This is a genomic window from Saccharospirillum sp., assembly GCF_040881935.1.
Taxonomy (GTDB): Bacteria; Pseudomonadota; Gammaproteobacteria; order Pseudomonadales; family Natronospirillaceae; genus Saccharospirillum.
This window is the reverse complement of record NZ_JBBECH010000041.1, coordinates 1-22,000: the sequence shown is the minus strand read 5'-3', so window position 1 is coordinate 22,000 and position 22,000 is coordinate 1. Positions and strand designations below refer to the sequence as shown.

Below are 22,000 nucleotides of genomic sequence, written 5' to 3'. Positions count from 1 at the left end.
GAGGATGCACCGCTGATGTGGATGAGGCAGTAACTTGGTGACCCAGAATGCTTCCGTACATCAGGCTCCAGAACTGAGTGACCGTGCTTTCCTTACTTGGCAGGAGTTGCTGGAAAAGCGTCTTGGGTTGCAGATACCAGAGCAGCGACGCAGCTTCCTGAAAACCAGCCTGGCGATACGCATGCGTGAACTGGGGTTCACGGATTATATGGATTATTACCGCTATATTCGCAGCGGTGACGCAGGGCTGATCGAATGGAATTGTCTGATCGATCGGGTGACCGTTCAGGAAACCCGGTTTTTCAGAGACCCGGCCGCTTTCGCACTGACCCGAGATTTTTTGACACGCCGGGTTCATGAAGTCACCCGACCGCTGAGTATCTGGAGTGTTGGCTGCTCCACCGGTGAAGAAACTTACAGCCTGGCGATGATGACGGCCGATCTGCTGCGCCGTGAGTTTGATCAGGTCAGGCACTTCGGGGTGACCGGGACCGATGTATCCTCCCGCGCTCTGGAGGCAGCTCGTCAGGGATTGTATCCGGGCAGGCGGGTTGAAATAATAGACGATCGCCTGATCGAACGTTTCTTCTTGCCTCAGGCGGGACAATACCGAATTGCTCCGGCACTGCAGGAACGCGTGTGTTTTACGCGCCTTAATGTGCTGGAACTGGCTCGTTCACCGATGAAAGAGCTGGATCTGATTTATTGCCAGAATATGCTGATTTATTTTCGCAAGTGGCGCCGCAAGGAAATCGTGTCTGATCTGGCCAAACGACTGGCCAAAGGCGGCATGCTGGTACTGGGCCTGGGCGAAGTTGTGGACTGGAAGATGCCTGAACTAACGCGCGTACCCGGTGAACGGGCGTTGGCCTACTTGAAACACAAATGAATACAAAGGGGTACAGGCATGGCAGAACGCCGTGATTATGTCGCGCTGGAATGGGTCAAGGGAGAGATCTTCGATACGCTGAAACAGGCGCGTCAAGCCCTGGAAGCGTACGTTGATACGCCCGAAGATACCACTCGTCTGCAGTTTAGCCTGGCCTACATTCATCAGGTAAGCGGCACCTTGCAGATGGTCGAGTTTTTCGGTGCAGCCTTGCTCGCCGAAGAAATGGAACGTCTGAATCAGTCGATCGTGGACGGTGACATTCCGCCCAGTCAGGATAACCTGGCGTTGCTGATGCAGGCTATTCTGCAATTACCGAATTATCTGGAAAAGCTGAAGCGCGGCCAGAGTGATTTGCCGGTTTTGATTCTACCGTTGCTGAACGATTTACGCGCAGCGCGCGGCGAACCTCTGCTGTCTGAAACAGCGTTGTTTACCCCTGATTTGGCCGCGTCGCGCCGCTTTGTCGGTGAGCCGGATACCCTCAGTATTAGCCAGTCGAGTGTGGTTCAGTTACTGCGTAAATTGCGTCAGATGTACCAGTTGGCGCTTCTGGGCTGGTTGCGGAATGAAAATACCGAAAACAACCTCGAATACCTGGGCAAGTCGGTTTATCGACTGGTCGGATTAACCGAACGCACCCCCATGGGCGCGTTGTGGCAGATAGCGGATGCGTTTATATCGGCAATGAAAGCGGGACGTATTGAACGTTCGGCGGCCATTACCGTCATCCTGCGTCACCTCGACGGCGCCATGAAGCGCTTACTCGCCGACCCCAGTGGCGTTGCCGGGCAGTACCCGCATGAAGACCAGCTTAAGAATCTGCTTTACTACTTAGCCAAGATTGATGCAACGGGGCTCAGCCGGGTTCAGCACATTCAGGACAGCTATCACCTTAGCCAGGCATTACCCAACGAAGCGGAAATCGAAACGCAGCGGCAGCGCCTGTCTGGCCCCGACCGGGAAACGGTGGGCAGCGTGGCGTCGGCCTTGCTCGAAGAGCTGGCACGACTTAAGGATTCGCTGGATCTGATGGTGCGCACCCGGGTCACCGAGTCACGTCGTTTGTCCGACCTGGAACCGGGCATCAAGCAAATGGCCGATACCATGGCCGTGCTTGGGCTGGGTAATCCGCGCCGGGTGTTGAACGAACAACTAAGTCTGATTAAAACCACGCAACAGGAGCCGGAGCTGAAAGACTACGGCGTTCTGATGGACATCGCCGGTGCGCTGCTGTACGTCGAAGCCAGTCTCTCCGGTATTGCCAATGATGCGAGCTTTGATCGCGATGAATACGATGAAGGGCTCGACGGCGCCCAGGAAGCGGTGGTGCGTGAAGCCCGCAACGGGCTGGAGCAGGTCAAAGATGCCATTGTTGAATTTATAGGGTCGCACTGGGACCACAGCAAACTGGAAGCCGTACCTCGGAATCTCAGTGGCATCCGCGGCGGTCTGGTAATGATTCCGCTGGAGCATGCCGCAACGGTTTTGAAATACGCTCAAGAGTATGTAGAAGACCAGTTGCTGGGCAATAAGCGCACGCCGGAATGGCATGAATTGGATGCACTGGCCGATGCTATCATGGGCGTCGAATATTACCTCGAACGCTTGTCTCGTGACGGCAGCGGCACCAATCTGGATATATTGCAGCGCGCCGCTGACTCGATTGCCAAGCTTGGCTATACCGTTCCTCCGTTCACGGATGTTGAAGCTGCCAGCGAGATGACGAGCGTCAGCGCCGATAACAACTCTGCTGAACCCGGGCATGATGATGTCCCCGATTTGTCAGTGCAGGAGCTGAAGCTTGACGACGAAGTCGAGGATGATCCGGGTCTTGATCTCGAGGCCATTGATGACTTTGAGGCGCTGACCGACTGGGATGAAGGCTTTGAAGCGCAGCCCGCATTCGACCCTGCGCTGACGTTGGATGGTGCCGCGACCGATTCCGAATCGACTGACTGGCTGACGCAACAGACTGAAAGCGAGACATCAGCGTCAGAAGAATCTTTCCTGGCAGATAGCGAAGCTGTGAACGATTCTGAACCGGAGAGCCCGGCCGCGCTCCAGGCCTATGAATCGGCTGATGACGACCTGATTGATGATGACATCCTTGAGATATTCGTTGAGGAAGCCGCCGAAGTTCTCGATACCATTCATGAATTCTTTCCGCGCTATAAAGCCGATTCTTCAGACAACGCTGCGCTGACTGAGTTTCGGCGTGCCTTTCATACGTTAAAAGGCAGTGGTCGCATGGTCGGTGCCAGCGTCGTGGGTGAGACGGCCTGGTCTATTGAAAACATGCTCAACTGTCTGATTGAAGGCAACATTGCCCATTCGGATGATCTGCTTCGGGTGATTGAAGAAATCACCGATGAAATACCGGCGTTGATGACAGCGTTTGAGAAAAAATTGAAACCGGACACGGCCCGCGCTGATTTTCTGGCCGCCATCGCCGATGCGCTGGCTAGAGGTGAGACGGTCAGTTGGGGCGATGCTTCGCCCGAATCGCAGGCGACGATCGAACCTTCCGATGCTGAAGTTGATATCGAGTTACCCCCAACTGGCGTGACCGAAGAATCGAATGACGAGATAGACTGGGCTGTCTTCGATGAACTGCCGGTGGCCGAGCTAGAGGAAGCTGAACTCGAAGGCTTCGATTCAGACCGCTTTGAGCTAGAAGGCGGCAGTATCGATACTCTGCTGGAAATTTTCCAGGCTGAACTCGCCAGTCATCTGGAGTATATCGATCACTACATTGACGAAGCTGAAGCAGCTTCCCTGTTGCCTGATGCGCTGCAGCGTGCCTTGCATACCATTAAGGGCTCAGCTCATATGGCCAGTGTTGATCCGGTGGCCGAGCTGGTTCAACCACTGGAGCAACTGGTCAGGGATATGCAAGAGCGCGCGAAGGTCGCGGACGCCGGGTTCCTGACGTTGTTGATCGAGGGCGTTGCGCTGATCCGCACGGCTTCTCAGGGTGAGCATGTTGATACTGCGGCGTTTAAAGATCGGGTGCAGGACGTATACAACCGGGTGTTGCGTATAGACCCCAGCCAGGAACCGGATGATCCGGCCCTGATGTCCATCTTTATGTCCGATAGCATGGATCTGGTACTGGGTGCCGAAACCATTTTGAACCGGTGGCGAGACACTGGCCAGCCTGACGCTGAGGTCGATGCGCTGATCCGCGAGCTTCATACTCTGGCACTGGCCTCCCAGGCCGCGGATTTGATGCCGGTGGCGAACCTGAGTCACAACCTCGCCTTGTTGGTAGAAGGCGTGCGGGATGGATCTTGCGAGGCCGATGAGGGGTTCTTCGAGCTGGCCAATACGGGCCTGGAATCGCTGATATCGATGATGGACCGGCTCGCTGCCGGTCAGAGCATTCGTCAGGATACGTTGTTTGTTGAACACCTGTATCAGTTGTTGCCTGACGCGGAAGCGACTCCCCTCGAGCCGGCTGCCTCGGGCAAAGATCAGGTCGACTCCATGATTCGTCAGGATCTTGAATCAGGCGAGCCGCCAGCTACACCGGACGCGGTGACTATGCCTGAGGTCGAAGCTGCGCAACGGTACCGGGTTGAAGGCGACGCCGAGTTGGTGGACATCTTCCTGGAAGAGGCCAATGACATCCTCGACAGTATTCAGTCATCGATGGAAAAATGGCGTGAAGACACCAATAACACGCTCGAAGTGGAAGGCTTGCAGCGGGATCTGCACACCCTGAAAGGGGGTGCCCGCATGGCTGAGATATCGCCACTGGGCGATCTGGCGCACGAGCTTGAGTTTCTATATGAAGGTCTGGCACAGGGTAAGTACGAGGCATCAGCAGGCTTGCTTGAACTGATCCAGCAGTGTCATGACCGTCTTGCGGTAATGGTGCAGGATATTGAATCCAGCATGAGTTGTGAGTCGGCGCCGGACCTGGTAGCAGCGATCAATCACTTTCGCAAGCACCCGGGAGCGCCCGCGCAACCGGTAGACATGACGCAAGGCGCCAACGCCAGTAACCCGGCGCCTTCGATCCTTGAGAGCGAAGCGACTGAAGTATCCGGGGAGCTCGCGGCTGAGCCCGACACCGATTCGGATACAGACGTGCCGGACCCGTCACCGGCGATTGAACTGGCGGCCGATGTTGATCTCGATATTCTGGAGATCTTCATCGATGAGGCCGGTGAATTGCTCAATGAGCTCGAACAGGCGATCGAAGACTGGCAGGCAGAGCCTGGCAACGAAACCCATGCGGATGAAATGAAGCGGGTTTTGCATACGCTCAAAGGGGGTGCCCGGCTGGCGCGGTTGAAGGATTTGGGTGACCAGAGCCACGAATTCGAAACCTTTATCGTGCGTGCTCAACAGAGCAAAGAGGCACTGGACGAAACCTTCTTTAACAACATTCTGGCACGCCAGGATCAACTGGTTCAGGGCGTTGACGCCATGAATGCGCTGCTCGATGGTCAAGCCAGCAGCGGTGCCGGGTTTGGTCCAAGCGTTATTCAAATGGCCCGGGATCTGGAAGAAAATGCCTGGGACGACCCTGATCAGGTCGATACAGGTGACGGCACCGGGCAAAACGCTGCTGAAACGCCCAGCGTGTCCGATGCTCCGGCCGAAGGTAGCTCTCTGCCAGCCACCGATGCCCCGGAAGCAGGCAACAATGTCTTGCCGTTCAAACGCAAGCAAGCCGAGCGCAACAAGGCAGACAGCCGCCGGGCCCAGCCTCAGGAGACCGTCAAAGTCAACGCGAACCTGTTGGAAGGGTTGGTGAATCTCGCCGGTGAAACCTCTATCGCCCGCGCCCGACTGGAGCAGGAAGTCAGTGATTTTGGTTTTACCCTCGGGGAAATGGATTCCACCATTGACCGGTTGCGCGAACAAGTGCGCCGCCTCGATATGGAAACCGAAGCCCAAATTCTGTTTCGTCAGGAGCGTGCCGAGGAAACCAACTACGAAGACTTCGACCCTCTGGAAATGGACCGTTATTCCCAGATCCAGCAGCTGTCTCGATCCTTGATGGAAGCGACCTACGACTTGACCGAGTTGAAAGGTTCACTGTCCGACAAAACCCGGGATGCGGAAACTCTGTTGCTGCAGCAAAGCCGTATCAACACTGAGCTGCAGGAAGGCCTGATGCAAACGCGTATGGTGCCTTTCAACCGCCTGGTACCGCGATTGCGCAGAATTGTGCGTCAGGTTGCCGGTGAACTGGGTAAACAGGTCGATTTTATCGTCGGCAACGCCGAAGGCGAAGTGGACCGTACCGTACTGGAACGCATGATTTCTCCGCTTGAGCACATGCTGCGTAACGCGGTGGATCACGGTATTGAAGATGCGGATCAGCGCTTGCAATCCGGCAAGACGGTCAAGGGCTCGGTGCGTCTGGATCTGTCCCGCGAAGGCGGTGACATCGTACTGCGATTGTCTGACGACGGGGCCGGTATGAATGTTGACCGCATCCGCAACAAGGCTATCGAGCGTGGCTTGATGGCCGCCGATGCCGATCTGAACGATCGTGAAATTCTGCAGTATATTCTCGACGCTGGCTTCAGTACCGCCGAGAAAGTGACCCAGATTTCAGGCCGGGGCGTCGGCATGGATGTGGTCAACTCCGAAGTGAAGCAGCTTGGTGGCAATATGGCCATCGATTCGCGGCTGGGTGAAGGGTCCCAGTTTACCATTCGTCTGCCGTTCACCGTGTCGGTCAACCGGGCGCTGATGGTCAACATTGAAGAAGACCATTACGCCATTCCGCTCAGTTCCATCGAAGGTATTGTGCGGGTAACGCCCAAGCAACTGGCGGAATATTACCGGCCGGATGCGCCGTCGTTCGAATACGCCGGTGGGCGTTACCGTCTGGAGTATATGGGCGGCCTGCTGCGTACCGGGGCCACACCCAACGTCGAGGGTCTGACTGCGCCAGTGCCGCTGGTGCTGGTGAAAGGCAGTGACGAACACCACTCCATGGCCTTGCACGTCGATCGGTTGATGGGCAGTCGTGAGATCGTGGTGAAAACCCTCGGGCCCCAGTTCAGCACCGTACCAGGGGTGTCCGGTGCGACCATCCTAGGTGATGGTTCTGTGGTAGTGATTCTCGACCTTGCCGCTCTGATTCGCAGCACGCTGGCCATCGAACATTCCCGGGTTACCACGCTGCCAGCACCGAAAAAGGCAATATCAGCGCCGGAAAAACAGGTCCGCGACAAAGACAGCCCCTACACCGTCATGGTGGTAGACGATTCGGTGACGGTGCGTAAAGTCACCAGCCGTTTGCTGGAACGCCAGGGCATGGAAGTGATTCTGGCCAAACACGGTGCCGATGCCGTAGCCCAGTTGCAGGACCGGGTGCCAGATATCATGCTGCTCGACATCGAAATGCCTTATATGGACGGTTTCGAAGTGGCCTCGCGGGTGCGGCACGACAGCCGACTAAAACAGATCCCGATCATCATGATTACTTCCAGAACCGGTACCAAACACCGCGAGCGGGCATTGTCGATCGGCGTCAATGAATACATGGGCAAACCCTTCCAGGAAGGGCCCCTGGTCGATGCCATCAAGCGTCTGCTGGGCATTGAGGCATGATCAGGCCATGAGTGTGGTGGTGGGGTCCGGGACTGCGTCGCAGCATAGCCGGGTCGGTATCATTGCCGACACGCCTCTGGTCCAGCATCTGTTGCAGGATGTAGTGGTCGGCGCTGGTTATGACGTTGCCGTCAATACTGATCCGGACCGCCTAAAGCCAGCCTTGATGCACAACGAAACCATTCGGGTCTGGGTGGTTGAACTGGAAGGCCACGATCAGTGGGATGATTTTGTGCAGTCGTTGCTGGAAAGCACAGAATCTCCGATCCTGTTCGGAGATGGGGTCATTCCCGCCCGGAACCATGAAGATTACCCGCGCTGGCAGCGGCGTATGCAGGAAAAACTGCGCGCTCTGGCCCCGGCTGCCCAGCCAACGGCTCCGGCCCCGACGTTTGATCTGGAGCGATTACGGGCGACCCGGCCACCACCGGTATATTTGTTACCGGAATCGTTGCAGAATGCTCCTAAAACAGAGCTTGGCCCAATCTGGGTATTGTGCGCGTCTCTGGGAGGCCCCGAGTCGGTCAAAGAGTTTCTGGATGCGTTGCCCGCAAAGGTACCCGCCAGTTTTCTGTACGCCCAGCACATTGATGCCGGCTGTGTGGATGCCTTGCAACAATCCATCGGCCGACACACCCAATTGAGTCTGGTGCATGCCGAACACGGCCGTCAGCTGGAAAACGGCCATGTGTATCTGGTGCCGGTGCATCACGAAATCCGGTTTACCGACAACCATGGCATTGTTTGGCAGAACAATGCCTGGTCTGGACCCTATGGCCCCGGTCTGGATCATTTGCTGACCAACGTCGCGGCCCAATTTGGCGCCCGGGCGCATGCCATTGTCTTCAGTGGTATGGGCAGCGATGGTGCCATTGGCGCTGCAGATATCAGGGCGGCTGGAGGAACGGTCTGGGTACAGTCATCCGACAGTTGCGTACAAAGCTCTATGCCTGATTCGGTGCTGCAAGTCGGGGCCGCCGAGGCGCAGGGAACGCCAGTGGAACTGGCCGAAAAACTTTTGATCTGGCTGGCTGAGCGTGTAACTCAGATAGCCTGAAGACAGTGCCGCAGGCGTGGCCACAAGGTGAACAACGATGAAAACAGTAGCGCAAACCGATCAGGACGTCATTGTCGCCAGTCTTCTGGTGCCCATGCAGCAAAAGAATCTGCTGGTGCCCAACGTCTCCATTGCCGAGGTGGTTCCTCGCACCGAGCTGGACCAGGCCGACAATGCCCCCCCCTGGCATCTGGGACATATGCACTGGCGTGGTGAACGCATTCCGGTCATCAGTTTCGAAGTTGCCAACAGTCAGGTGCGTGGGCAAGACGCACGGGATGCCCGTATTGCCGTGTTTAACGCGGTGTCGAACCAGGCACGCAATCGTTTTTTCGGCCTGCTGATTCAGGGGATTCCGCGCATGGTAAAACTTGGTGAAGCCGATGTGCGTGAAGACAGCCAGGCGGCGCTGGCCGAGGCTGAGAAAATGGCGGTAATCACCCAGCTGGGCAAAGCCAGCATTCCCGATCTGGAATATCTGGAAGGTCTGGTCGCTAGGGTCAATTAATTTACTAAGCCCGCAGCTGGCTCAGAGAAGTCGCATGGCATCGTTAATGCGCTGTTCGAGGCACAGTTTGGCGCGCATGTAATGCAGTGTTGGCTTCCTCGTTGCCAATCATCTGGTCTGCAGGGTTGTCGGCAGATAGGTTCCAGTCTAGCCGAAACCGGGTGTTTTCCTAAAGGGATGGACTCCGGTTTGTCGTCTCAGCTGTTATACTTTGTTACAAAGGTGACCAGGCTGAGGGGGTACACTCTGGCCTGCGTCAACGAGCGCCGATGCGCGGCGACCGCTAGTCGGCGGGCGCATTGATTGAACCCAGTCTTGCCGGGGAAGTGGATCAGAGATGCAGACAGAACAACAAAAGCGCATCCTGGTTGTGGACGACGATGAAGACATCCGCGACCTGTTGAAAGAGTACCTTGAAAAAAACGGATTTTCGGTAATTACTGCCGCTGATGGACAGGCTATGCGCCAGTTCTGGCCAGCTCAGCGGCTCGATCTGATCGTACTGGACATCATGATGCCCGGAGACGATGGCTTTACTCTGTGCAAGGAGATTCGTGCCCGTTCACGGGTGCCGGTCATCATGCTGACGGCTGGCTCCGATGAGACCGACCGCATCATTGGCCTGGAACTGGGCGCTGATGATTACGTGGGCAAACCCTTTAATCCTCGCGAGTTACTGGCCCGTATAAAAGCGGTGCTGCGTCGCTACGAAGAAGGCGCTGAGCATCGGCCGGGTCTGGATGGGCAGCAGCGTTTGCGTTTTGGTAACTGGTCGCTGGATGTGACCAACCGTGAACTGACGAGCCCCGAAGGCGATATTCAGTCTCTGAACGGTGCCGATTACAATTTGCTGCAGCTGTTTTTGTCCCGCCCCGGTGAAGTGCTCAGCCGGGATGACCTCAGCCTGCACCTGCGCGGCCGTGATGCCAGCCCGTTTGACCGGTCTATTGATGTACAGATCAGCCGTCTGCGCGGACGCTTGAATGACGATGGAAAATCCCCTCAGGTGATCAAAACGGTACGCGGAGCGGGCTACATTCTTACGGTGTCGGTCGTCGTGGACAACGGTTGATGCTGGGTTTTACCTCATTGTACAGTCGTCTGCTGGTGTTGATGGTGATGGGTCTGATCAGCGCCTTTGCCATCAGTAACTATGTCTGGTTGTATTACCTTGAGCATCAGCGTGAGTCCCAGGCCGAATCCATGGCTCGGGACCTGGCGTTTTCCATGGGCTCAACCATCGAGTTTATCCGCGCCTATCCGACTGAATACCGCCATCTGATCATCAATCAGCTCAGGGATATGGGCGGTTCCCGGTTTTTGGTCTCGGTCAACGACGTTTTTATTGACGTTAATCCGGTTCGACCTTCCGGCGCCAAAGACCGCTTTCTGGCGACTTTCAATCTCGCCATTGAGGAGAAGCTGGGTCAGCGGTTGTCGGAACTGAGCGTCACCTTTGCCGACCCGCGACTGCTGAACGTCTACAAAAACGACGTTTTACTGGTGGAATTGCCGCCTCGCTGGGCGCAAAACACCCTGATACTGGAGCCCGACCCTCCCCAGGTTATTGTTGCCCAGGTACCTATTGGTGAACAGGAATGGCTGTATCTGGCCGGGTTACTGCCGGATCCGTTCTTTTTTGATCAAACCGAATATCTGGATCGCGGACAGTTATTGTTTTTGGTAATTCTGATGGTGATCCTGGTGGTGATTCTGTGGGTGGTGGTGCGCTGGCTGACACGACCGTTGTCGAATCTGGCGGCGGCTGCCCGGGAGCTGGGCACCGATATCCACCTGGCGCCTCTGGCTGAAACCGGTACCCGTGAGGTCAAGGAGACGGCGCGTGCTTTCAATTTGATGCAGGAACGGGTGCTGCGTTTTGTTGATGACCGGGAGCGCATGTTCTCGGCCATCTCGCACGACCTTAAAACACCCATAACCCGCTTGCGTCTGCGCGCTGAAATGATGGAGGAATCCGACGCCAAACCGCGCATGATTAAAGACCTCGACGAGCTTGAGGCCATGGTTAAAGGCGCTTTGGATCTGGGGCGCAGCACCGATGTGCATGAGGATACCCAGCCGATCGACATCAATCAGCTGGTGCGAGAGCTGGCCGAAGATCTTGAGTTGCTCGGGTACAGCCCCGAGATCCGGGGTGAAGCCCGGCACCCCTACTACGGTAAGCCGCTGGCATTGAAACGCTGTTTATCCAACCTGGCTCACAACGCGGCCTTTTATGGAACCCAGGTGGGGATTGATATTGTCGACAGTCGTCACGAATTGAAGTTGTACATTGTGGATAATGGGCCAGGCATTCCCGAGGAAAAGCTCGACAGCGTGTTCGAGCCTTATGTGCGGCTGGAGACATCCCGCAACCGCAATACCGGCGGGGCCGGGCTGGGGCTGAGCATCGCACGGAACATTGCCCACGCCCACGGTGGCCAGCTGCGCCTGCGCAACCGCATCGGTTCAGGCCTTGAGGCGGCGGTGCTGCTGCCGCGCCGGTGAGAGATCAAGAGCGAACACAAGCTTGGCTTGGCGGCTTCAATTGGCTATAGTCACAGAACTTGAACGATTGGTCAGATTACAAGAGGTGCTCATGTCCACTCCCCACATTAACGCCAAACCGGGCGATTTTGCCGAAACCCTGCTGATGCCGGGCGATCCGCTGCGCGCCCAGTACATCGCCGAGACATTCCTGGAGGATGCCCGCCGGGTCGCTGATGTGCGCAATATGTATGGCTATACTGGCACCTACAAAGGCAAGGCGATCTCCATCATGGGGTCGGGCATGGGCGTACCGTCGATGTCGATTTATGCCAAGGAGTTGATTACCGATTACGGCGTGAAAAACATCATTCGCGTTGGCACCTGCGGCGGCGTCGCGGCGGATATCAAGCTGCGCGACGTTATTATCGCGATGGGTGCCAGCACCGATTCGGGCGTCAACCGGCTGCGCCTGCGCGGCTATGATTTTGCCGCCCTGGCCGATTTCGGGCTGATGGAAAAGGCGGTTGCCGCAGCGAGTGCAGCCAGCATTCCGGTGCGTGTCGGCAATGTGTTTACATCAGACCTGTTCTATTCACCCGACAGCGAACTGATGCCTGCTCTGGAAAAAATGAACATCCTGGCCGTCGATATGGAAGCGGCAGGGCTCTATGGCGTTGCGGCCGAATACGGTGCGAAGGCGCTGACGGTGATGACGGTGAGCGATCACATCATTCGCGGTGAAGCGACGTCGGCGGAAGAGCGCCAGACCACTTTCAACGACATGATCAAACTGACGCTGGAAGCCACCCTGAGCATCGACGAATGAGCCAGCCCGCTGTTAACTTGAAGGCCGCCGCCAAAGCGGTCGCGGCCCATGCCTATGTCCCCTATAGCCAGTTCCCGGTGGGCGCGGCCCTGCGAACCCGCAGCGGGGATATATTCTCCGGGTGCAACATTGAAAATCGCTCTTACCCTCTGGGTATGTGTGGTGAACGTAACGCCATTAACACAGCGGCTGCTACGGGCGTGCGCCCTGGCGACATCAATGAGCTGGTGGTCTTTATGCCGGGCGATCATTTGTTTTCGCCCTGCGGCGGCTGCCGTCAGGTGATTGCCGAGTTCATGCCAGCTGATGGTGTGGTTTGGGCAACGAATGACGGCGAAGCCTACAAGCGCTGGACAGTGGCGGAATTGCTGCCGGACGGGTTTAGTTTCGAGGGGTTGTGAGGCCGGTTTAGGGCTTATAACTCAAGTTTTGGAGTTCAGGTTATCCGAGTGGCCATCGTCCGCTTCGGCTACCGGTGGTGCCTCTGCGGGGTCGGCGTGAATCCATCCATGGAGCCTAGACCGCAACATCCATGTTGCGGACTCCCCCGCAGAGGCACCACCGGCATCCGCCGCTCACATTGTGCAAACTCCACAACTTGAGTTAACGGCCGGTCCACCCTACAAACTTTCCCACAACGTATTGAAAATAACCTGCTGTGTATTGGCGATGGTCGGGGAATTAATCACCACGGCCGTCGGCAAGTCACCGTGACTCAGTGAGATCATAGCCATTTTGGGCGGGTAGATGGCAATGTAACTGCCGGCCCGGTCACTGGAGGGTTCGTTGATCCATTTCCGATCAGCCAGGGCCGCTTCCTCACCGCCTTCACCGATGGCGATCACCTTTACCTTAATGCCCATCTTGACCCGCTGGCGGGTGTAGTTGGGGAAAGGCCGATACAGATATTTTCGAATCGCCTTGGCCGAATAGATGCAGTAGCTGCGGTTTTCCTGCTCGCTGACGGTTGAGAGTATGTCTTTCAGTACCAGCTCGATGCCGTCATCCCCTTCGTAGTAGTGCACATCGGCATTGCCGGTCGCCGGTCGTAAATGGCTTAGTTCGGGAATGACTTTGTCGTCGAGCAGCTCCAGTGCTTCGGTAACCTGTTGCTGGTGACTGAGCGCGAGCTCCCTGAGGCGTTGCGGCGGTTCGGCACTGAAGTGCCTGCGTTTGCCTTTGGGGAAGTAACTGACCACCCCTTTTTGCTGCATGCGCTTGAGCAGTTCATGGGTGGTGCCCCGGTTGATGCCCGCGCGATCGGCAATGTCCCGGATCGACGCCGGGCCGGATTGTAATAGCGCCAGATACAGCCGGGTTTCCCGGGGTTCGAGGCCGAAAATCTGCAGAACATCGGCGGTATTCATGGTGCTTCCCGCGGGGCAAACATAAACACATCACTGAGCATGGCATCGCGCCGGAACCCCTTGCTGCACAGACTGTCGAACACGGTATAAACCATGGCCGGAGAGCCGCAGCAAATGGCCTGGCACTGGTTCAGATCACTGTGGTCGCCAAGAATGCTGTGCACCAGCATCTGGTGTTTGTCGTCCCAGTGACTGTGTTCGGAAATCAGTGCTGAGGTGTGGATATTGTCGTGCAGGTCAGCCCAGTTCTCGGCTTTTTGCAGCATATACAACTGACTCAGCCGGTGACCCGACCAATACAGGTGGATGGCACGCCGACTGTGCTGGGAGAGCAGATCTTCAACGATAGACTTTACCTGGCTGAACCCCGTACCGGAGGCAATGAGCAGCAGCGGGCCCGACTCGTACGGCAGCACTTCAAGCCGACAGTCGCCACCGGCAGCGGCGAGCTCAACCGAGTCAGCGTCTTTCAGATAGTCGACCAGAGCGTCTGCCTGATCGGTGCCAGTCTGGATGTGCAGCTCCACACAAGGGTTACTCGGGCTGCTGGCAATGGTGTAGTAAAGCGATGAAAAACCGGGCACTTTGAGCTCGGTAAACTGACCGGCACAATAGGAGTAGGGGGTGAGCGGCTTGAGTTGAACCATCCAGACACCACCGCTGAGCTTTTTCAGATCGTGCAGGGTGGCGGTGGTGGTAGCAGACGCTTGGGGCACAGGGCGGCTCCGTTTGGTTAATGTCAATGGACATTATACACAGTGGATCAACCCCGGTGGAACCCTGGCTATCAGGCTGCCAGTCGGGGTTCCGATGCGCTTTCCTGTTGGGTAATCAGAGTAAAAGCCTTGGGCTGTGCCCCGCCGAATTCGACGCACAGGCGCTGCGAATCAGGCAGTTCGTGAAGCTGCGGCCAGACATCGGCGAGCACCGTTTGAACATAGGTATCACTGGCAGCAAACTCGATGGAACGGCTCACCGTAGACTGGCGCGACAGTTGCCAGAGGTGCACAACATCGATCAATACGATGAAGCCATTCAAAATGGTCACCGGCCAGGCGTTGATCAGCAAACCATAACTGGCAAAAGAGCCCGCCCCGACCAGATTGATCCAGCGCAGCTTGCGAATGTCGCTCATCATCAGGGAAATGGCAATTAACGCCGATCCCAGGTAGCCGTAGAGCTCCAGCCAGTTCAGTTCGAAACCGTTCATCAATGTGCCTTAGATTATAAAGTTGACTTAATGGTCAGGATTATAAAGGCAGTTGACGCAAGATCCAAGGGATCAGGCTGAAACACTGTGTTCAATAATCGGCGCTAAAAGCCTAATTCCTGCATCAGAGTATCAACCCGGGCAGACACCTCCGGATCCTTAACGATGGCTCGGCCCCATTCACGGTCGGTCTCGCCTGGCCATTTATTGGTCGCATCCATCCCCATCTTCGAGCCGAGGCCCGCAACCGGGCTGGCAAAGTCGAGGTAATCGATGGGCGTGTTGTTAATCATCACCGTGTCCCGGCTTGGGTCCATGCGCGTGGTGATGGCCCAGATAACGTCGTTCCAGTCACGGGCATTAACGTCGTCGTCAACGACAATAACGTATTTGGTGTACATGAACTGCCGCAGAAACGACCAGGCCCCCATCATCACCCGCTTGGCGTGACCAGGGTACTGCTTCTTCATGCTGATGATGGCCATACGATAAGAGCAGCCTTCGGGCGGCAGATAAAAGTCGACGATCTCCGGAAACTGCTTCTGCAGGATCGGCACGAACACTTCGTTCAAGGCCACACCCAGCACCGCTGGCTCATCCGGCGGCCTGCCGGTAAAGGTGCTGTGATAGATGGGATCGGTACGATGCGTCAGCCGTTCAACGGTAAACACAGGAAAGCGTTCCACTTCGTTGTAATAACCCGTGTGGTCCCCGTAGGGGCCTTCATCGGCCATATCGTCAGGGTATAAAAAACCTTCCAGAATAATCTCGGCACTGGCGGGCACCATAAGATCGTGCGTTTTGCATTTCACCAGCTCAGTTCGGCTGTCGCGCAGTAAACCGGCAAACGCATATTCCGACAGTGAATCGGGCACCGGAGTCACCGCGCCAAGAATGGTTGCCGGGTCGGCACCCAGTGCGACGGCTATGGGGAAGGGCTCGCCCGGCCGCTCTTTTCTCCAGGCCTGAAAATCAAGAGCGCCGCCGCGATGCGACAACCAGCGCATGATCAGTTTGTTCTTGCCGATTACCTGCTGGCGATAAATGCCCAGGTTGGTGCGCCCGCCATTGGGGCCCTGAGTGATTACCAGCGGCCAGGTCACCAACGGCGCGGCGTCTTCGGGCCAGCAGGTCCAGATCGGCCATTGCGACAAGTCGACATCGGGCCCTTCAAGTACCACTTCCTGGCAAACGGCTTTTTTAACGGTTTTCGGCGCCATTGACAGTACTTTCCTGACCAGGGGCAATTTGTCCCAGGCGTCTTTCAGCCCCTTGGGCGGGTCCGGCTCTTTCAAATAGGCCAGCACCTTGCCAATTTCACGCAGGTCAGCCAGCGACTCGGCCCCCATCCCCATGGCCACCCGCTCTGGCGTACCAAACAGATTGCCAAGCACCGGTGTGGAGTAGCCCGTCGGGTTTTCAAACAACAGGGCAGGGCCCTTCTGGCGCAATACCCGATCACAAAGATCGGTCATTTCAAGATGGGGACTGACCGGCTGAGTCACGCGGCGCAATTCACCGCGCGCTTCCAGCCCGGCGAGAAAGTCTCGGAGGTCTCGGTATTTCATCGGATCCGGATTGCCTGCTAAAAAGGAAAGACCGAATGCTAATGCATTGGCGGCTGGATGACGAATTCGGTGGGTGGGTCCGTGTTCTGAGTTAGAAATTCGGTGATCAATTTGCTGAGGAGGTTTCCCTCACTGTTGTGCCAAAGGGAGTGTCGGGTACGCCTACTGGAGGTACGCCGTAAACCCATCCATGGGGGCTCGAAGACAGCATCCATGCTGTCTAACGACCTCCAGTAGGCGCACCCAACACTCCCAGGGTAACCCGAGGTTAAATCTGCGCGAATTTCTAACTCAGAACACTGAATTGGGAGGTTGCACACTGCTTAGTGACGGGTACCGGGTGAGCCTATCCGGGGAAGTTCGCAGCATGGATGCTGCGATCTAGGCCCCATGGATGGGTCCACGCCGACCCCGGATAGGCTCACCCGGTATCCGGCACGGACGCTTGATACCAGCCCAACCCAACGTTCAACCACAGACTTTATTACAACTGCTTGGCCTGAATGAACTGGGGCTCGCGGCTGGCACCGGCTTTGGTCAGTCTGTCGAGGTAGGTTTGCCAGTAGTTGGCTTGCTTGTCGCCCAGTGTGCGCAGGTAGGCCCAGTCGAAGAGGCCAGAGTCGTGGCCGTCGTCGAAAGTAATTTTGATGGCGTAGCGGCCGGTGGGTTCGATGCCGGTGATGGCGACGTAGCGCTTGCCGACTTGAAGGACTTCCTGGCCGACGCCGTGTCCGCGAACCTCGGCTGAGGGTGAGTGAACTCGCAGGAATTCGGCACTGAGCCGGTGTTCGGTGCCGTCGGCCCAGCCGAGCTCGAGTTCGGCAGCGTCTTTGTGGTAGGTGATGCGTTTGGGGGCCGTACTCATGGCGGGGTCTCCAGAGCGGCGGAGTGGGGCTCCGCCGCCGGACGGTCAGAGGATGAAGCGGCTCAGGTCTTCGTTTTTCGACAGCTCGCCCAGGTATTTGTCGACATAGGCGGCGTCGATGGTGACTTTCTCGCCACCCATTTCGCTGGCGCGATAAGACAGGTCCTCGAACAAGCGTTCCATAATGGTGTGCAGGCGACGAGCACCGATGTTTTCGGTGTTCTCGTTGACCTGGTAGGCCGTATTGGCCAGGGCTTCGATAGCATCGTCGGTGAACTCGATGTTCAGACCTTCGGCCTGCATCAGCTCCCGGTATTGCTCTGTGATGCAGTAGTCCGGCTCGGTCAGGATGCGTTTGAAGTCTTCTGGCGTCAGGGCATTCAGTTCGACCCGAATCGGCAGGCGGCCCTGCAGTTCTGGAATCAGATCGCTTGGTTTGGCGAAGTGGAAGGCGCCGCTGCCGATGAACAGAATGTGATCGGTGCGGATCATGCCGTATTTGGTGGTCACGGTGCTGCCCTCAATCAACGGCAGCAAATCGCGTTGTACACCTTCACGACTGACGTCACCGCCGCCGCGGTTTTCGGTCTTGGCGATCTTGTCGATCTCATCGAGGAAGACAATGCCGTTTTGTTCGACCGCTTGCACCGCTTGTTGGCGCAGTTCGTCTTCATTCACCAGTTTGGCGGCTTCCTCATCGGTCAGCACGCGCATGGCGTCTTTTAGTTTCATTTTGCGCTTTTTGGTGCGTTGCTTGCCCATGTTGGAAAACATGTTTTGCAACTGGCTGGTCATTTCTTCCATGCCCGGAGGCGCCATAATCTCAACGCCGCCCGATTGCTCGGCGACTTCCAGCTCAATCTCCTTGTCGTCCAGTTCGCCCTGGCGAATCTTTTTGCGGAAAACCTGGCGGGTGCTGGAATCGGTTTTAGGGGCTTCTTTCTCTTCGTCTTCGTTGTAACCGCCCCGGGCGGGTGGCAGCAGAATGTCCAGAATGCGGTCTTCAGCGGCGTCTTCGGCGCGGGGTCGGGCACTGAGCATCGCTTGTTCGCGGAACATTTTAATGCCGGTCTCCGCCAGGTCGCGAACGATGCTCTCGACATCGCGGCCGACGTAGCCGACTTCGGTGAACTTGGTGGCTTCGACCTTGATAAAGGGCGCGTTGGCCAGTTTGGCCAGGCGACGGGCGATCTCGGTTTTACCGACCCCGGTGGGGCCAATCATCAGAATATTTTTGGGCGAGATTTCTTCGCGCATGCGCTCGTCCAATTGCATCCGGCGCCAGCGATTGCGCAGGGCGATGGCGACAGAACGTTTCGCCTGGTCCTGGCCGATGATGTATTTGTCCAGTTCATGAACGATTTCGCGCGGGGTCATGGTTGACATCGAATACCTCGTTACAGCGCTTCAAAAACGGCGTTGTGGTTGGTGAATACGCAGATATCGGCTGCGATATCCAGCGCCCGCCGCGCGATGGCGTCAGCGTCCAGTTCGGTGTTTTCGTGCAGGGCTCGCGCTGCAGCGAGGGCATAGTTTCCGCCAGATCCGATGGCCACGATGCCATGCTCCGGTTCGACCACATCGCCGGTGCCGGAAATGATCAGGGTAGTTTCTTTGTCGGCGACCACCAGCATGGCTTCCAGGCGCCGCAGCGCACGGTCGCTGCGCCATTCTTTGGCCAGTTCAACGGCTGAACGGGTCAGGTGGCCACTGTGCTGCTGCAGGTGGCCTTCGAACTTTTCAAACAGGGTGAAGGCATCGGCAGTGCCGCCGGCAAAGCCGGCGATCACTTTATCGTGATACAGGCGGCGTACTTTGCGGGCGTTGCCTTTCATTACGGTATTACCCAGGGAGACCTGGCCGTCGCCACCGATCACTACGGTGTTGTCGCGACGCACGGAAACAATCGTCGTCATCTCTACATCCATTGAGGCTTTGTCGGGTATGTGGGGGCGGGCCGCGGATTTCAAAGTGTTAGTGGGGCGTAAAGTCAGACCACCCCGATGGGCATCGGGGTCGACGTTTTGGCATTTGCTGCCTCAGTTGAGGTTGCGCACCATCACCTGATGATCAAGCTCGACCAGTGCGTCCTGAGCCCGGTTCAGACGTGAACGATTGTCGAACGGGCCAACCATGACGCGGTGATAGGTTCCACGGTCGCCGAGATCAACCGTGGTCAGGTGCGCTTCGGTCAGGCCATTGATGATCAGTTCGGCACGCAGGCGATCGGCATCCGCTACTTTGGAAAAGGACGCGACTTGAATGATCCAGCGTTCGCCCGCAGGCGGATTCGAAGGTGTCCGGTTTTCAGTCGGTGCATCGGAGTTCGAGCCCGGATTTGTAGGCTTAGGTAGCTGAATTGGGACTTCGTCATCCCGCAGCAATTTATAGAATTCAAATGCCTGCTCAAGTGAGGGCACCGGGCTGTTAGATGGCTGCTCTTTCGGGGCCGGTTCTGCTTCCGGTATGGGCTTGGGCCGTGCCGGAATAGGAATACTTTGCACGCTGTCGCGCACCGCCTGCGCGCCCTGGTTATCGGCCGGAATCTGACTGAGATAGGTTAGAAAGCCGACAAACGCCACCGAGGCCAGAGTAGTGAATACCCACACCCAGCGCGGAATGCGGCTGCGTTCCGGCTGCTGCGGTGGCGGTTTGTTGGCGAAATCGCGCGCCATGGTTACATGCTCTCCGGTGCACTGACGCCGAGCAGATCCAGGCCATTGGCCAGCACCTGCCCAACCGCAACGGCCAGGGCGACGCGACCGTTGCGCAACTCGGCCTCGTCCACCAGCATGCGGTTGTTGTTGTAATAGGCGTGAAATTGGCTGGCCAGATCTTTCAGGAAGGTCGCAATACCCGCCGGTTCCAGGGCCTGGCCAGCATGGGCAACCACATCCGGATAGCGCCGTAGCTGGGTCATCAATGCCCGTTCATCGTCCAGTTCCAGCTGGCTCAGGGCGTCGATACCCTGTTGCCGGTTGTAGCTGTGACCATCCTGCTCCAGCTTGCGCAGCAAAGCCTGAACCCGGGCATGGGCGTATTGAATGTAATAGACCGGGTTGTCGTTGCTCTGGCTGCGAGCCAGATCGATATCGAAGGTCAGTTGCGAATCGGCGCGGCGGGAGACCAGGAAATACCGGGTAGCATCGCAACCGACTTCGTCGATGAGATCGCGCAGGGTGACGTAGTCACCGGCCCGCTTGGATAGTTTGACCTCCTCCCCTCCCTTGGTAACCAAGACCATCTGGTGCAGCACGTAGTCCGGGTAGCCTGCGGGGATGCCCTGTTGCAGCGCCTGCAGCCCAGCGCGCACGCGGGTTACGGTGCTGTGATGGTCAGCGCCCTGTTCATTGATGACGCGTTCAAAGCCCCGGTCGAACTTGTCTTTATGGTAGGCAACATCGGGCAGAAAGTAGGTGTAGCCGCCATCCTGTTTGCGCATGACGCGATCTTTGTCGTCCCCAAATTCCGTGGTTTTCAGCCAAAGCGCACCCTCGGATTCGTAAGTGAAGCCTCGGTCGATCAGTTGCTGAACGGTGGCGTCGACTTTGCCGTCGCGGTACAGCGAGGATTCCAAAAAGAAGACATCAAAATGCACACCGAAGGATTTCAGGTCCAAATCCTGCTCACGACGCAGATAGGCGACCGCAAAATGCTGGATGGCGTCCAGATCATCAGCATCGGCTACCCCGGTGACATGCTGGTCGTCTGCATGGATGGTGTCGCCGTTCATATAGCTGGTTGCGACGTCGGTAATATAGTTGCCGTTGTAACCGTCGGCCGGCCAGTTCGGATCGTCCGGCCCGAGACCCTGGGCACGGGCCTGCACCGACAGCGCCAGATTCTTGATTTGGGCACCGGCGTCGTTGTAATAGAATTCCCGGGTCACATCCCAGCCGTTGGCGGCCAGCAGGCGGCACAGCGAATCGCCCACAGCGGCACCGCGCCCGTGGCCGACGTGCAACGGGCCGGTCGGGTTGGCTGACACGAACTCGACCTGGACTTTCTCGCCCTGGCCAGTGTTGTTTCGGCCGAAGTCGGATCCCTGGTTCAGAATATCAGCCACAATTTCAGCGCTTGAAGCACCAGCCAAAAAGACGTTGATAAAACCGGGCCCGGCGATTTCGACCTTGTCGATCAGGGTATTCTCCGGAATCGCTGCAATGATCTGTTCGGCCATGGCGCGCGGCGGCTGGCCGCAGGGCTTGGCCAGGGTCAGGGCAATGTTGCTGGCCAGGTCACCGTGCGATTTGTCGCGCGTGTTGTCGACCATGATGCGCACCGGGTGTTGCTCGGGGATAACGCCGCTGGACTTCAACTGGCTGACAGCCTGGTTCAGTAACTCGGCAACCTGATCTTTCATTATGTGCGAAACTCCCGTTTGTGTCGTAGGCAGTACAGAGGGCGCTCACCCGGCTGGGCGGTGGAGGCAATTTGAATGCTGGGCATTATCCACGAAACCCCGGCCGGACTCCACCGCTGCTGGCCTTGTCTCAATGGTTGCCGGTTCAGTAACTCAAGTTTCGGAGTTCGGGTTTGCAATGTTGCCGGTGGTCCGTGCCAGGCACCGGGTGTACCTGTCCGGGGTCGGCGTAAACCCTTCCATGGGGCCTAGACCGCAACATCCATGTTGCGGAC

The 22,000-nt window shown here is 57.1% G+C and carries 17 protein-coding genes; 8 read left to right on the top strand and 9 right to left on the bottom strand.

What is annotated here, in order from left to right; genetic code table 11:
* Positions 1 to 37 precede the first annotated feature (37 nt).
* From WEB54_RS06565 to cdd, 8 genes are all read left to right on the top strand, one after another.
* On the top strand, positions 38 to 889 hold the full coding sequence (locus tag WEB54_RS06565) for a protein-glutamate O-methyltransferase CheR (protein ID WP_368054347.1): 852 nt from the start codon (positions 38 to 40) through the stop codon (positions 887 to 889).
* 18 nt (positions 890 to 907) lie between these two features.
* Positions 908 to 7,471: an Hpt domain-containing protein gene (locus tag WEB54_RS06560; protein ID WP_368054346.1), complete on the top strand. Its 6,564-nt coding sequence runs from the start codon at positions 908 to 910 to the stop codon at positions 7,469 to 7,471.
* Between the two features lie 7 nt (positions 7,472 to 7,478).
* Positions 7,479 to 8,528, top strand: a complete 1,050-nt coding sequence (locus tag WEB54_RS06555; RefSeq protein WP_368054344.1) for a chemotaxis protein CheB — start codon at positions 7,479 to 7,481, stop codon at positions 8,526 to 8,528.
* Between the two features lie 37 nt (positions 8,529 to 8,565).
* Positions 8,566 to 9,036: a chemotaxis protein CheW gene (locus WEB54_RS06550; protein ID WP_368053942.1), complete on the top strand. Its 471-nt coding sequence runs from the start codon at positions 8,566 to 8,568 to the stop codon at positions 9,034 to 9,036.
* A gap of 337 nt (positions 9,037 to 9,373) precedes the next feature.
* Positions 9,374 to 10,108 carry a response regulator gene (locus WEB54_RS06545; protein WP_368053940.1) on the top strand — a complete coding sequence of 245 codons (735 nt, stop codon included), beginning with the start codon at positions 9,374 to 9,376 and terminating at the stop codon, positions 10,106 to 10,108.
* Positions 10,108 to 11,544 (top strand): ATP-binding protein, encoded by a 1,437-nt coding sequence (locus WEB54_RS06540; protein WP_368053938.1) that lies wholly within the window; start codon positions 10,108 to 10,110, stop codon positions 11,542 to 11,544. The genes WEB54_RS06545 and WEB54_RS06540 overlap by 1 nt, the downstream gene beginning before the upstream one ends.
* A gap of 91 nt (positions 11,545 to 11,635) precedes the next feature.
* Positions 11,636 to 12,352, top strand: a complete 717-nt coding sequence (deoD, locus tag WEB54_RS06535; RefSeq protein ID WP_368053936.1) for a purine-nucleoside phosphorylase — start codon at positions 11,636 to 11,638, stop codon at positions 12,350 to 12,352.
* Positions 12,349 to 12,753: a cytidine deaminase gene (gene cdd, locus WEB54_RS06530; protein ID WP_368053934.1), complete on the top strand. Its 405-nt coding sequence runs from the start codon at positions 12,349 to 12,351 to the stop codon at positions 12,751 to 12,753. The genes deoD and cdd overlap by 4 nt, the downstream gene beginning before the upstream one ends.
* A gap of 219 nt (positions 12,754 to 12,972) precedes the next feature.
* Here the strand turns inward: cdd and WEB54_RS06525 are convergent, their stop codons facing one another.
* From WEB54_RS06525 to argS, 9 genes are all read right to left on the bottom strand, one after another.
* Complete coding sequence (locus tag WEB54_RS06525) at positions 12,973 to 13,719, bottom strand: TrmB family transcriptional regulator (RefSeq protein ID WP_368053932.1); 747 nt, start codon at positions 13,717 to 13,719, stop codon at positions 12,973 to 12,975.
* Entirely contained in the window at positions 13,716 to 14,435 is a 720-nt protein-coding gene (locus tag WEB54_RS06520; protein ID WP_368053930.1) for a hypothetical protein, read from the bottom strand. Before WEB54_RS06520 ends, WEB54_RS06525 begins: the two co-directional genes overlap by 4 nt.
* Positions 14,436 to 14,506: 71 nt before the next feature.
* Complete coding sequence (locus tag WEB54_RS06515; RefSeq protein WP_368053928.1) at positions 14,507 to 14,929, bottom strand: hypothetical protein; 423 nt, start codon at positions 14,927 to 14,929, stop codon at positions 14,507 to 14,509.
* A gap of 104 nt (positions 14,930 to 15,033) precedes the next feature.
* Positions 15,034 to 16,497 carry a 4-hydroxy-3-polyprenylbenzoate decarboxylase gene (ubiD, locus tag WEB54_RS06510; RefSeq protein ID WP_368053926.1) on the bottom strand — a complete coding sequence of 488 codons (1,464 nt, stop codon included), beginning with the start codon at positions 16,495 to 16,497 and terminating at the stop codon, positions 15,034 to 15,036.
* 484 nt (positions 16,498 to 16,981) lie between these two features.
* Positions 16,982 to 17,362 carry a gamma-butyrobetaine hydroxylase-like domain-containing protein gene (locus WEB54_RS06505; RefSeq protein WP_368053924.1) on the bottom strand — a complete coding sequence of 127 codons (381 nt, stop codon included), beginning with the start codon at positions 17,360 to 17,362 and terminating at the stop codon, positions 16,982 to 16,984.
* 45 nt (positions 17,363 to 17,407) lie between these two features.
* Positions 17,408 to 18,748 carry an ATP-dependent protease ATPase subunit HslU gene (gene hslU, locus WEB54_RS06500; protein WP_368053922.1) on the bottom strand — a complete coding sequence of 447 codons (1,341 nt, stop codon included), beginning with the start codon at positions 18,746 to 18,748 and terminating at the stop codon, positions 17,408 to 17,410.
* Positions 18,749 to 18,759: 11 nt separating this feature from the next.
* Positions 18,760 to 19,278, bottom strand: coding sequence for an ATP-dependent protease subunit HslV (hslV, locus tag WEB54_RS06495; protein ID WP_368053920.1), 519 nt, complete (start codon positions 19,276 to 19,278; stop codon positions 18,760 to 18,762).
* A gap of 123 nt (positions 19,279 to 19,401) precedes the next feature.
* A complete protein-coding gene (locus WEB54_RS06490) occupies positions 19,402 to 20,037 on the bottom strand; it encodes an SPOR domain-containing protein (RefSeq protein ID WP_368053919.1) in 636 nt (211 codons plus the stop codon).
* Positions 20,038 to 20,039: 2 nt separating this feature from the next.
* Positions 20,040 to 21,725: an arginine--tRNA ligase gene (argS, locus tag WEB54_RS06485; RefSeq protein WP_368053917.1), complete on the bottom strand. Its 1,686-nt coding sequence runs from the start codon at positions 21,723 to 21,725 to the stop codon at positions 20,040 to 20,042.
* Positions 21,726 to 22,000: the final 275 nt, after the last annotated feature.

Bases quoted from the DNA above. Each gene is read 5' to 3' on its own strand.
- WEB54_RS06550 (WP_368053942.1), top strand. From the start codon at position 8,566: ATGAAAACAGTAGCGCAAACCGATCAGGACGTCATTGTCGCCAGTCTT.
- WEB54_RS06525 (WP_368053932.1), bottom strand. From the start codon at position 13,719: ATGAATACCGCCGATGTTCTGCAGATTTTCGGCCTCGAACCCCGGGAA.
- WEB54_RS06540 (WP_368053938.1), top strand. From the start codon at position 10,108: ATGCTGGGTTTTACCTCATTGTACAGTCGTCTGCTGGTGTTGATGGTG.
- hslU (WP_368053922.1), bottom strand. From the start codon at position 18,748: ATGTCAACCATGACCCCGCGCGAAATCGTTCATGAACTGGACAAATAC.
- hslV (WP_368053920.1), bottom strand. From the start codon at position 19,278: ATGACGACGATTGTTTCCGTGCGTCGCGACAACACCGTAGTGATCGGT.
- WEB54_RS06545 (WP_368053940.1), top strand. From the start codon at position 9,374: ATGCAGACAGAACAACAAAAGCGCATCCTGGTTGTGGACGACGATGAA.
- ubiD (WP_368053926.1), bottom strand. From the start codon at position 16,497: ATGAAATACCGAGACCTCCGAGACTTTCTCGCCGGGCTGGAAGCGCGC.
- WEB54_RS06505 (WP_368053924.1), bottom strand. From the start codon at position 17,362: ATGAGTACGGCCCCCAAACGCATCACCTACCACAAAGACGCTGCCGAA.
- deoD (WP_368053936.1), top strand. From the start codon at position 11,636: ATGTCCACTCCCCACATTAACGCCAAACCGGGCGATTTTGCCGAAACC.
- cdd (WP_368053934.1), top strand. From the start codon at position 12,349: ATGAGCCAGCCCGCTGTTAACTTGAAGGCCGCCGCCAAAGCGGTCGCG.
- WEB54_RS06555 (WP_368054344.1), top strand. From the start codon at position 7,479: ATGAGTGTGGTGGTGGGGTCCGGGACTGCGTCGCAGCATAGCCGGGTC.
- WEB54_RS06560 (WP_368054346.1), top strand. From the start codon at position 908: ATGGCAGAACGCCGTGATTATGTCGCGCTGGAATGGGTCAAGGGAGAG.
- WEB54_RS06515 (WP_368053928.1), bottom strand. From the start codon at position 14,929: ATGAACGGTTTCGAACTGAACTGGCTGGAGCTCTACGGCTACCTGGGA.
- argS (WP_368053917.1), bottom strand. From the start codon at position 21,725: ATGAAAGATCAGGTTGCCGAGTTACTGAACCAGGCTGTCAGCCAGTTG.
- WEB54_RS06490 (WP_368053919.1), bottom strand. From the start codon at position 20,037: ATGGCGCGCGATTTCGCCAACAAACCGCCACCGCAGCAGCCGGAACGC.